Origin of the sequence: Sutcliffiella halmapala (assembly GCF_002019665.1) — a bacterium.
GTDB classification, from domain to species: Bacteria; Bacillota; Bacilli; order Bacillales; family Bacillaceae_I; genus Sutcliffiella_A; species Sutcliffiella_A halmapala.
The window spans coordinates 745,257-757,141 of the sequence record NZ_KV917375.1 but is presented as its reverse complement, the minus strand read 5'-3'; the positions used below and the strand labels follow the sequence as shown (position 1 = coordinate 757,141).

Here is an 11,885-nt window from a genome sequence, read left to right as displayed (position 1 = left end):
AATATGGAGACGGTGGGACGTGCAATTCCATGCTTTCGTCATGGCACTGACTATATCTTGAACCTTACAATAAGGTCCTCTGGCGTATTATGCGAAACATTATTTTACCGCCGAATAGGCAGGAATTCCGCATCCTAGTATTACCGCAAAGTCACGGCAACCTATGAGTCGATACACGGCTGTTGGATTACTCCACATACCGCTCGGCATTGCCTTATCGCAATATTATGCGACTTAGGTTTCACCGATAAAGCCAGATTTTCACTTGTATGTTACCACACAAGGCGACTAATAATTAATCGAACCCACGTCCAGAAACATCGCCACTTAAGCGTCTACGAGTGTAGTTGATATATTAGTGGTTCGCTAACTATTCCGCCTATCAACTGGCATCATAGCAGCTAGTCTGATTATTCTCTTCCATTGACCTCAGACGGTGATCTCCAGCGTAGCCCACTTAGAGTGAGTCCCTGATCCTACCACATGGGCGATGGAGGGAGGAACCGCTATAGTCTGTTGTTAAGCAGCTAAAGCGAAGTTGTTGTTTTCTTTGCCAGTTATAATTGGCTTTGACGTTTTAACGAGGACGATCCCCTCGACTCGCAACCCAAGCTCGAACTATCCCTGTCGAATCCGTAACGTCCCCTCGGTGAATGAGGTCAAATGATAAGCGTTGAATCTCTTCGCTTCTCCTTTGCCAAAATCATAACCTTGTTGAAGTTTAAATCAACAAAGTATCGAGGTGTTAACGGGAAAGATAATGAGCTAAACAAGTTAGCTATTCAATTATCAAAGTGTCACTAACTTTCAGCGACAACCTTATTATAGCATATCCACACAACTTTGCAATTGTAAGGTATTGTAAATTACTCTAAACTATTCCTTCTGACGCTCGCGGAAAGCTCGTTCAATATCACGTTTTGCTTCTTTCTTTTTCAAATCTTCTCGTTTATCATACTTCTTTTTCCCTTTACCTAGTCCGATTAAAAGCTTCGCATATCCATTTTTAAGGTAGATTTTGAGTGGAACTAACGTATACCCTTCTTCTTTCGTTAAGCCGATTAATTGATTAATTTGCTTACGATGAAGTAATAGCTTTCGTGTACGTAAGGGTTCATGGTTATAGCGGTTTCCTTGTTCATAGGGACTGATATGCAAGTTATGAAGAAATACCTCTCCATTTTGGACTCGTGCAAAAGAATCCTTTAAATTCGCGCGTCCTGCTCGCAATGATTTAATTTCTGTACCTTGCAAGACCATTCCAGTTTCATAGGTTTGTTCAATAGAATAGTCATGATTGGCTTTTTTATTTTGGCTGATTACTTTGCCTTCCCCTTTTGGCATTGCGTTCTCCCCCTTTTAGCGGTAGTGAATATTTTACCAAATCTACGTGACTTCTACAAGAAAAGAGAGCTTATGTGGTAGCTCTCTTTCTCGTGCAGTTATTTCTTTTTCTTCTTTGTTCGTTTCTGTTTTGGTGCATTCTCAAAAAATTGCTTCGGTTTCTTCTTTTTCTTATCTGTACCTGCACCTGTACTTGCACCCTCACCTTTACTTTTACCTTGAGTGCTCCAACCGATTTCAAATGTATAGTCATTAATATCGCTTTCTTGCTTACGCTTCTGGCTACGACCTTTGGCTGGTCTTTTTCGATCACTTTGAATTACACGAGGAGCTGTTTTCGTGTCTGGACGGCGAGTACCTTTCATCCCTACAACTTCAAAATCAATCGATCGTTCATCTTTATTAACGTTAACGACACGGACCGTAATTTCATCGCCAATACGGTAGACTTTCGCGGTTCTTTCTCCAATCATTGCGTAGTTCCGCTCATCATAACGATAATAATCATCTGTTAGATAGCTGACATGCACAAGTCCTTCAATCGTATTTGGCAACTCGACAAACATCCCAAAGTTAGTAACAGAACTAATAATCCCATCATATTCTTCGCCAATTTTATCAAGCATGTATTCAGACTTTTTCAGATCATCTGTTTCTCGTTCAGCATCTACCGCCCGACGCTCCATATTCGAGGAATGCTCCGCTATTTCAGGAAGCTTTTCACTCCATTTTTCCTGTGTCACATTGTCAATCTTCTTTTGAATCAAATACGTTCGAATGAGTCGATGGACAATTAAATCCGGATAACGACGAATTGGTGAAGTGAAATGCGTATAGAACTCTGTAGAAAGTCCAAAGTGCCCTAAGCTCTCTTCATCATATTTCGCTTGCTTCATCGAACGAAGCATGACAGTAGAAACAACCATTTCCTCTGGCTTACCTTGAACCGCCTCAATTACTTCTTGCAGGGCGCGTGGATGAATCTCATTCCCTTTCCCTTTTACAACATATCCAAAGTTAGTGATGAATTCAAAGAACCGCTGTAACTTCTCTTCCTTTGGATCCTCATGGACGCGGTAAATGAAGGGTACGTTCATCCAGTGGAAATGCTCAGCAACTGTTTCGTTGGCAACTAACATGAATTCTTCAATTAGTTTCTCGGCAACGGAACGTTCTCTCAATACAACATCAGTAGGCTTCCCGTCTTCATCTACTAAAACCTTGGACTCTTTAAAATCAAAATCAATCGCTCCACGTGTCATCCGCTTTTTACGAAGGATGGCTGCAAGTTCTTCCATTAACTGAAACATTGGAACTAAAGGTTCATATCGGTTTAGGAGTTCCTCTTCCTTATCAACCAAAATTTTATTTACATCAGTATACGTCATGCGTTCCGTCGTTTTAATTACACTATGGAATATTTCGTGTTTCACAACTTCACCAGTGTTATTTAACTCCATCTCACATGACATCGTTAACCGATTAACCTTTGGATTTAAGGAACAGATCCCATTGGATAAACGATGTGGCAGCATCGGAATAACTCGATCTACTAAATACACACTTGTCCCACGATCCTGTGCTTCATTATCAAGTGGTGATCCCTCTGTAACATAATGAGTTACATCTGCAATATGAACTCCAAGCTTATAGTTCCCGTTATCTAGCTTCGTAACCGTTACAGCATCATCAAGGTCCTTTGCATCTGCTCCATCAATCGTAACAATTACTTGATCTCGAAGATCGCGCCTTCCAACAAGGTCTTTTTCATCAATTTCATCTGGCGCAGCATTTGCTTGGTCCAGCACTTCCTTTGGAAACTCTTGTGGAAGTCCATGCTTATGAATAACAGAGAGAATGTCGACACCTGGATCATTTTTATGTCCAAGAATGCGAATAACTTCTCCCTCCGCACTTAGACGACCTTCAGGATACGTTACTAACTTCACGACTACTTTATGTCCCTCTACTGCTCCGTTCGTTGCACTTTTCGGGATGAAAATGTCGTTCGCTACTTTTTTATCATCTGGGATAACAAAGCCAAAGTTTTTGCTCTCGGTATATGTACCTACAATTTCCTTCACTCCGCGCTCGACAATCCGAATAATAGTTCCTTCTTGACGAGATCCCCCTTCAGCACTTCGGTTGATCCGCACTAGCACGATATCTCCATGCATCGCATTATTTAACTCAGTAGGTGGAATGAAAACATCATCCATATCCGCTTCCTCAGGCATAACAAAGGCAAATCCCTTGGAATGACCAATCACCTTACCCTTAATTAAATTCATTTTCTCAGGAAGGCCATAGCGATTACTACGAGTGCGAACTACTAACCCTTGATCCTCCATGGAGACTAACGCCTTCACAAAGTCTTTAAACTCCTCTGAATCCTTGATACCGAAAGCCGCCTCTAACTCTTGAGTAGTCAACGGCTTATACGCTTCTTCCTTCATATAAGACAATAGCTTGTCTATATGCTGTTGAATTATTTCTTCCATATATATACCTCCTCTATTTCATTTTTTCTTAGTATGTTACCAATCCAACGACTCCAAAAACTCAAGGACGTCTTCATGTAGCTGGTCCCGCTCTTTATCCAGTGTAATCACATGACCAGACTCTTCATACCACTTAATTTCTTTCTGATCCGATTCGACTTCATTATAGATAATGTTCGCACTATCTGTGTTAATCATATTGTCATGTCTAGCTTGTACCACAAACGTTGGGGAATAAATCATATCGACATTATTACGTACGTCAGCGATTAATCCTTGCAGAGCCTTCAACGTTCCCATTGGTGATTTTTCGAACTCTTTCATCTCTTGTTCGATTTGATCAGGCGATTTCCCTTCACGCTTCTTCCATTCTCTTGCATACTCCAACACACCACGGTACATAATTTCTTCACTCTTGATATACATAGGCGCACACATAGGCACAATACCCTTGACAGGAACAGTGTAACCCAATTTCAGAGAAAATACGCCTCCAAGCGAAAGCCCAACAACCGCAATGCTTTCATGACCACGATCCTTCAAGAATTGGTAAGCCTCCATCACATCTTTCCACCAATCTTCAGGACCCGTATGTACTAATTCTTCTGGCGGAACACCATGTCCTTTATATTGTGGTGCATGGCAAGTATAACCTCTCTTCTCTAAATAACGTCCCATCATCCGCACATCCGCAGAATTCCCTGTAAATCCATGTAACATCAGAACCGCACGCTCTCCCCCTTCAAACGTAAACGGCTTTGGCAATTTCACATTCATAAGAACATCCTTTCCTTCTATTATTATCTATAGTATGCATCCCTTATTAAAAAAACAGTTACAATTGGTCTAGAAAGAACATTTTACCATAATGGGAGGGAGAAAAGCTTGTTTGTCCTCTTATTCCTGCGATTGAATGGCCTGAATCAAAATATTTCAATCTTTTTCATTAAATAACGATGTTTTATTTTTATTAAATATGCTTCTTTAAGGAAAACTCGACAAAAATAGTTATTTCTCACAAAAAAAATACAGTATTTTTTTTCGCATTTTATTATTTCAATTATATCAATTCAAAGTACTCTTCCTTTTAATACTAGGTAATTATTCCTTAAAAAATTTTATAAAAATAATTTTATACGTTCGACATTTATCTGCAACATTTCATTAATAGTTAAATTATAATAAATTATGTAATAATAAGGTCAATGGTAGCAATACCAAAGTTGTATAGAACAACAGTCAAAGGCAAACTTGTTGAAAAACAAGGACGCAAAGTCAACAGATCTAAAATAATGAAGGAAACTTTTCACTATTATGATGGCTGGGCTGCCTGAAATACCGAAGTATTTTAGGAGGGAAAAGGATGGAGAAAGTATCAGTTAATTTAACAGAAAATTTAGACAAAGAGTGGGTCGAACTAATTAGTGATGCCTTAAACATGGGGATTAGTTCAGAAGAAATTAGAGAATTTCTACATAGTTTTACACCGCCCATACATCAAAATCTCTAATTTATAGAATAATCATGTAATTTTGTTCTAAATATCAAACAAACCCTTCGTTATATGCTATAATAATGCATGATAGGAAGGTGAAAACCATGATTGGTGAACGAATTAAAAAATATAGAGAACAACGAAAATTATCCATGTCAGAACTAGCAGAGCGGGCCGGAGTCGCAAAATCCTACCTAAGCTCCATCGAACGCAACCTTCAATCCAATCCATCAGTACAGTTTTTAGAGAAAATTTCTACTGTATTAGGTGTATCGGTGAATACCCTTCTGCATGATGAAGACGAAAATACAAACAATGAAAATATGGATAGAGAATGGGCTACACTAGTAACAGAAGCAATGAATTCTGGAGTAACAAAAGATCAATTCCGAGAATTCCTTGAGTTTAATAAGTGGAAGATAAATCAAGATAATAAAAAATAAGCGCTGGGCTACAGCGCTTATTTTTTATGCTTGTTGGTTTATTTTATAACCTTTTAGGAACATAGAAAGTTGCCTTTTTGCAGGATACTCTTTTGCAATATGTCTATGTTGTAATATGCTAGCATTCTGAAAAGACAAATCCGCCGTACATACTGGACATTCCCAGTCATATCTCTCACAACTACTAAAAGATTTTTGACTGCATGTTGGACATATTTTCTTATACATTGATTATCCCTCCAAAGACACTATTAGCAATTTATCCTGATTAAAATGAGAAACAAGACAGATAACTACTCCTGAGGTAAATACCGTTACAAAGATTAGAAGCGTGAATTCATCAAACGCGCACTTCTGAAGAAAATAAATTACACAAGCTTTCTTAACAATCATTCCGTTCTTGGTAATTAATTGTATTTTGTTTTCAAAAAAATAGATCCCACAGAAAATGAATTTCATGAATCTGGATCTATTCAAACACTTAATCAATTCCTGCTCTTTTCTTCCTGAAAATGAACACCACTATAATTCCAATCATGAGCAAAATCCCGCCAATAATAATAAAATTCAGAGTATCAGTTGCGGTATTAGGTAATTTAATTCCATTTTCAGCTGGAATAAGTCCTCCTAAGGTTCCCTCGGCATAAAATTTAAATTCTACTTCACTTGCTAAGCCTTGAAAATCATTACCTAATTCAGGAGGGAATGTCACAGTAAAGATTAGCTCCTCTTGAGCTGAAGTTTTTATTTCCCTCGGCGCAAGCTTATTAAAGCCAGCTAGTTTACCATTAAATATTTCTCCGTCTTTATCGGAAATTGAGAGTGATAGTTCATTATATAGCTTTTTAGAACCTGAAGTAAGCTTTGCAGATGTAAGATAACTAATATCTTTCTTTCCTTTATTCGTTATGACTAACGTTCGCTCCGCCCAATCCCCAGGCTTCATATTGGTTACATCAAACAAGATGCTCTCTGGTGTCGTCATAATATCGATTTCTTTCGTAGTTTCGGTGGATGCTACAGCGCTATTAAGAGAAACAAAGAATACCGAGTAAAATACTAGTGTCACAATGGTGATCGATAAAAAAAGCTTGTTATACCTCATGTTATCCCTCCTTCCTAAGAAGGTAAAAGTAAAGAGTTAATCCTTACTTCACTTTATTTTATTTTATTTTATTGGAGTAGTTGTTTCATCAATAGTAGGTGAAGAGGTCTTTATATTTTTTTCAATATCTGCTAAAGCTCTCCATATTGTAAACCCTGAATAAATTAATAGTAATATACCTGGTAAGATTAACAATAGTAGACTTCCATTTTTTGATGTAGCGAAATCAGTGAAGTATCCAGCATATGGTACGGTAAAACCAGTATATTGAGCAACTACATTTTCAGACAATACTGGACTCGAGTCTGCGGAAGCATTATTATCCCCTTTTGTTGCATACATGACATGCTCCCCACTGTTAATTATTTCAACAATTCTATGTGTGATTAATTTTTCTTTCGTTTCTTGAAAGGTAATGACATCCCCCTCTTTAAAACGAGTCATATCTCCACCAGGTTTCACGGCTATAATGGATCCTGTTTTAATATCGGGCTCCATTGATCCAGAGAGAACGGTCTTTAATTGATAACCGAATACTTGCGGTTCTCCACCTGATGCTTTTGAAGATATAACAATGACCACCATGAAAATAAGTGCTAAAAATAGAGTAAACGTAATAACCCCACTAGCTATCTTTCCAATTGTTTTAAATGTTTTTTTCATCACTTACTCTCCTCCTTGAGAACTTTCAACCTCATCAGTTTCTGATTCTGTTTCATCCTCTTTTTTAGTTTTAATACTTGAGTTAATTTCATTCGTTTCAGCATTCTCATCTTCTTTATCTTCTTCTATAGGTTCTTCATCTGATGGAGGTTCTGACTCAATTGGTTGCTCTTCAACTTCATCCTCCTCTTTTACTTCTTCATCGACTTCACCTTGGTCTTTATCTGTATCCTCTTCTATCACTTCTACTTCCTCTTCAATACCTTTAACTTCTTCCTCTACTTTTTTATCTTCTTTACATTGTACTTTTACCTTCTCACTCCAAATCTCTTTTCGATCTTCATAGTCATTCTCAAAACCCGGTCGTTGTAAAGCTTTAAATACATACCAGCCTTCTTCTTCTGCACTAAAAGTAAGAGTAGAGGTTTTTCCTTCTTTAATAGGATAAATCTGGTCTTCTGCAATTTTATCCCCATACTTACTTGGATTTCCATTTGTAGTTAATTTAGCATAAAACACTTCATATTCCGTAGGTTGGGACATGGACAAGCCTTCATTTTTTATTCCTACCGATATTTCAATTGGTGGGCAACTAAGCACTACCTGTGTCCCTTTATCAGGAAAGACGAGTTTACTTTTATCCCACCAATCTGGCGCTGTTGAAATAACAGTATTCGCTTTACTAGAATCACTAAAATAAGCTAAGGTACCAGAAGTTAGTAATGATAAAGAAATTAAAGAAACATAATAAATCACACAAATCTGTAGAACAATTACTAAGCTCTTATGTTTTTCTCTGAATTTATTTAGACGAGAATATCTCAATTTTGTACCTCCTTAATTGAAGCTTTTATTTCTTATCATGAATATACAATTGACTTTATAGATTCATGATAAGAAATAAAAAATGGTAAGAAAGGTGAGGTATACTCACCTTTCCCGTAAAAGCTAGCTTATCTTTCTTCACCATCAGTTTGGAATCCTTCGAATGTCCAAGTAAGATCTAAATCTAAATCTTGAAGGTCGTTTTGAGCTGAACCAGTGTCGTTGAATCGGAATTGGACAGCAAAGTCAGCAGTTTCACCAGCTTTAATACCTGTAATTTCTTCTGGTACTTCACCAAATACTGGATCTACCGTTACCCAATAGCCAAATAGTGGCCAAATAATCCACTGCCAGTCCCTATACCCTTCTTGTAACATGATTTCTTCAATATTTACTTTAGTAGCTAAATCTTCTGGAGTTAAATCACGTAAATCCTTTAATGACACTTCAAACAATACTTCGTAATCTTCATCCCCAGTTGTGTTCTTTAAGAACTGAACATAAAGTTGTTCTGCATATTTGTTAGCTAAAGCATTACTAACATTTTCACCATTCTTTGTTACAGTATAGCTTGTAGTTAGATCCACATATTTCATATCCAAAGTTCCATTATTTTGAAGCTCGAATGATCTTGGCATCCAATCTCCGGGCTTTAAGTTCTCCATAGGAACTTGTACGGTTGGGTCAACATCTAAAATAATTGTCCCAGATGCAAACGTATTTGCTTGTGTTGCCGTGTCACTAAAGTACGCATATGTACCTCCTGCGACTAGTGATATTCCTAGTGCAGCTGATGCAATTCCTAAACCTAATTTCTTTTTAAGACTCATTTCTGATTCCTCCCCGTTTTCCTTTAGTTTTCTGAGTGTTCTTTTTAACGAACTCTACAATACGTAGTATAAAACACCTAGTGCGCTTTGAAAAACGGCAAATTAGTCCGAATTATCTCAATTAAGAACAGTTATGTTGAATAACCTTCCATTTGCTCCAATTTTCTTAATATTTCGTTTTTTATAAAGAATTAATTGTGCTATATAATGAACGTATGTCATATTAAAAGAAGGGGTAGATGATGCTTGGTGAGCGGCTGAAGAAATTACGTTTGAATAAGGGGTATTCTTTAAGTGAGTTGGCTGATTTAGCTGGAGTTTCTAAGTCCTACTTAAGTTACCTTGAGAGAAATCTTCAGACCAATCCCTCTTTACAGTTTTTAAACAAGATCTCCACTACACTTGAAACAGATTTGGAGTACATATTGAATGGAGTTTCCGCTGCAGAATTAAAAAAACAGCAGAAACATACACTTGATGATGAGTGGAAGAGACTAGTACAAAAGGCTATTGCAGAGGGAATGAGTAAGGAAGATTTCATTCATTTTAAGGAGTACATGGAATTTCAGAAATGGCAAGGTCAGAAAAAACAGGCGATGAAAAATAAGGAGGAAGCAGAACTTGAACAATGAACTAGACCAAGAATGGGTAGAATTGATGGAACAAGCCAGAGAGTATGGAATATCTGTTAGTGAAATTAGGAACTTCCTCCAAGAAACAAAACAATCCGAGAACGAATTAGCCTTGGTCAACAAATGACCAAGGCTTTTTTATGTGTATTCAAATAGACTTCTATTCAAAGAAAATTGCAATAAGGATAATGTAAAAGTGAACATAGTATATTCCCCGCCGCCCCTGTAGATTGAAGTGGAAGGTATGAGATTCCTGCGGGATATAGCGTTTTGTGGAGACCCCGCAGGAGCGTCAGCGACGAGGAGGCTCCACAAGCGCCCCGCGGAAAGCGAACACCTGCAACGGAGATCTACAGGGAGTTCAACAAGTAACCTATATTATTTTCAAGGTAGTATTGGAAAAAGAATAGATTACTATCTTCCCTAATATTTAGTATTATATACATATAATTTATTTTCGAGGATGTTTGTTTAATGAAAAGTGATTTACCAGATATAAAACTTTATCGCATTGTAACGAGTGCCGGTATCTTATTAATGTTCTTAGGATTGCTTTATTCGTTCATAGACCAAGAACAACTAACGCTTTCCATCTATATACACGCAGTAAATTTTGTAATTATTGCTGTATTAATATGGATTTATCCTAATAAGAAGACTGCTTTCATTCGAACTACTTTAACGATTATGTTGGCATTCTATTTTTATCTAATGTTTATGTTATACCCATTTTCCTTATCTCCATTATTGATTATTTGTTTCATTCCTGGCATTGCGATTCTATTCTTCAATAAACGACTGTTCTATTTTTCATTATACGGAAATATTACAGTGGTTTTATCCTTTATGGGCTATGTAGCTTTCGTTGATAAAGGAGCGCAGTTTTATTTGTTATATAAAGACCTTCCTGGGTATGCGGTTAACTTTTTAGCCTGCCAGGTTATGCTCTTATTTATTTTTCTACAACTTCAAAAACGAATTGAGAATCAAAAGTTGTATTACAAGCAAATCCAGGAGAGCGAACGTTTGAAGACTACCGGACAGCTTGCGGCGGCAGTTGCACATGAAATTAGAAACCCTATAACCGTAGTCAAAGGATTTTTGCAACTTTACAGTGAGGATCAGCCTATTGAGAAAAGAAAACATTATCATTTAATGTTAGAAGAATTAAATACTGCTGAAAGAGTAATTTCTGATTTTTTAATGTTAGCAAAACCAAGTGAGGTTGAACATGAAGTAGTAAATGTAAAAGAAGCACTCCATACTGTCATGGACTTGCTAAATACGTATGCACTGATGGATAGGATTCAGATCAGTTTAGTGGTGGAAGAAGATTGTACCGTAACATGCAGCTTACTTGAATTCAAACAACTTTTCGTAAATATTTTCAAAAATGCTATTGAATCATCCAAGCATGGAGACACCATTGAAGTTAAAGTGAAGAAGGATCAACACAATGTAAAGATAATAGTTAAGGATCACGGTTTAGGAATGACAGAGGAGCAATTACAAACAATTGGTACACCTTTCTACTCCTTAAAAAGTAAAGGCACAGGTCTAGGACTAATGATTTGCTTTAATATTGTGAAAAAATACGAGGGAACGATTTCGTTCAAAAGTAAAGAAGGAATCGGAACAGATGTGACAGTATCTTTTCCAATCATAAAATAAGTATAGTGGAAGGCAGCTTTGGTTAGTGAGTAACCAAGGCTTTTTTCGTATGGTCTTTTAAAGTCAATTAATTTTCAAGTCCTTAGCTGTTGATTGGAGCAATAGGCGCAGACTCCTGCGGGAGATAGCGTTTTGTGGAGACCCCCACAGGCAAAGCCGAGGAGGCTCCACAAGCGCCCCGCGGAAAGCGAAGCCTAATGCGGAAATCAACAGCGGGCTTTAACGAGGGCTTTCGTATGCTACACTATTTTTTATTTTCATTAAGTGAACAGTGCTGCTATTACGACATAAACTTAATTAATTAACGAAGCATTTTGTTGAAGATGAGTTTTGACCTAGCGGGGATCGTACACTATAAATGAGGGGAGTAAACTCA

Annotated in this window: 12 protein-coding genes, 1 other RNA gene and 1 riboswitch; of the genes, 5 read left to right on the top strand and 8 right to left on the bottom strand. The window is 37.3% G+C overall.

From position 1 onward, the window contains the following. Positions 1–296: 296 nt before the first annotated feature. The 4 genes from ssrA to BK580_RS03440 all read right to left on the bottom strand — a co-directional run bounded on the left by ssrA (position 297) and on the right by BK580_RS03440 (position 4,622). Positions 297–638, bottom strand: a transfer-messenger RNA (tmRNA) gene (ssrA, locus tag BK580_RS03455). Positions 639–876: 238 nt separating this feature from the next. Further along, positions 877–1,344 carry an SsrA-binding protein SmpB gene (smpB, locus tag BK580_RS03450; RefSeq protein ID WP_078379003.1) on the bottom strand — a complete coding sequence of 156 codons (468 nt, stop codon included), beginning with the start codon at positions 1,342–1,344 and terminating at the stop codon, positions 877–879. A gap of 98 nt (positions 1,345–1,442) precedes the next feature. Beyond that, a complete protein-coding gene (gene rnr, locus BK580_RS03445; protein WP_078379001.1) occupies positions 1,443–3,845 on the bottom strand; it encodes a ribonuclease R in 2,403 nt (800 codons plus the stop codon). Between the two features lie 36 nt (positions 3,846–3,881). Beyond that, a complete protein-coding gene (locus BK580_RS03440; RefSeq protein ID WP_078379000.1) occupies positions 3,882–4,622 on the bottom strand; it encodes an alpha/beta hydrolase in 741 nt (246 codons plus the stop codon). Positions 4,623–5,079: 457 nt separating this feature from the next. After that, positions 5,080–5,179: riboswitch (cyclic di-GMP riboswitch) on the top strand. Between the two features lie 29 nt (positions 5,180–5,208). Here BK580_RS03440 and BK580_RS03435 point away from each other — a divergent pair. Beyond that, entirely contained in the window at positions 5,209–5,355 is a 147-nt protein-coding gene (locus tag BK580_RS03435) for an anti-repressor SinI family protein (protein WP_078378999.1), read from the top strand. A 65-nt stretch (positions 5,356–5,420) separates the two neighbouring features. Then, a complete protein-coding gene (locus BK580_RS03430; protein WP_328589036.1) occupies positions 5,421–5,783 on the top strand; it encodes a helix-turn-helix domain-containing protein in 363 nt (120 codons plus the stop codon). Between the two features lie 481 nt (positions 5,784–6,264). On the opposite strand, the gene BK580_RS03415 is transcribed toward BK580_RS03430, so the two are convergent. The 4 genes from BK580_RS03415 to BK580_RS03400 all read right to left on the bottom strand — a co-directional run bounded on the left by BK580_RS03415 (position 6,265) and on the right by BK580_RS03400 (position 9,206). Continuing rightward, positions 6,265–6,888, bottom strand: coding sequence for a TasA family protein (locus BK580_RS03415; protein WP_078378991.1), 624 nt, complete (start codon positions 6,886–6,888; stop codon positions 6,265–6,267). 63 nt (positions 6,889–6,951) lie between these two features. After that, on the bottom strand, positions 6,952–7,551 hold the full coding sequence (gene sipW, locus BK580_RS03410; protein WP_078382622.1) for a signal peptidase I SipW: 600 nt from the start codon (positions 7,549–7,551) through the stop codon (positions 6,952–6,954). Positions 7,552–7,554: 3 nt separating this feature from the next. Then, positions 7,555–8,376, bottom strand: a complete 822-nt coding sequence (gene tapA, locus BK580_RS03405; protein WP_078378989.1) for an amyloid fiber anchoring/assembly protein TapA — start codon at positions 8,374–8,376, stop codon at positions 7,555–7,557. 128 nt (positions 8,377–8,504) lie between these two features. After that, positions 8,505–9,206 carry a TasA family protein gene (locus BK580_RS03400; RefSeq protein WP_078378988.1) on the bottom strand — a complete coding sequence of 234 codons (702 nt, stop codon included), beginning with the start codon at positions 9,204–9,206 and terminating at the stop codon, positions 8,505–8,507. Between the two features lie 242 nt (positions 9,207–9,448). Between BK580_RS03400 and BK580_RS03395 the strand changes: the two genes are divergently transcribed. From BK580_RS03395 to BK580_RS03385, 3 genes are all read left to right on the top strand, one after another. Continuing rightward, positions 9,449–9,838: an XRE family transcriptional regulator gene (locus tag BK580_RS03395; protein ID WP_078378986.1), complete on the top strand. Its 390-nt coding sequence runs from the start codon at positions 9,449–9,451 to the stop codon at positions 9,836–9,838. Beyond that, complete coding sequence (locus BK580_RS03390) at positions 9,828–9,965, top strand: anti-repressor SinI family protein (protein ID WP_078378984.1); 138 nt, start codon at positions 9,828–9,830, stop codon at positions 9,963–9,965. The genes BK580_RS03395 and BK580_RS03390 overlap by 11 nt, the downstream gene beginning before the upstream one ends. Before the next feature lie 347 nt (positions 9,966–10,312). Then, a complete protein-coding gene (locus tag BK580_RS03385; RefSeq protein WP_078378983.1) occupies positions 10,313–11,509 on the top strand; it encodes a sensor histidine kinase in 1,197 nt (398 codons plus the stop codon). Positions 11,510–11,885: the final 376 nt, after the last annotated feature.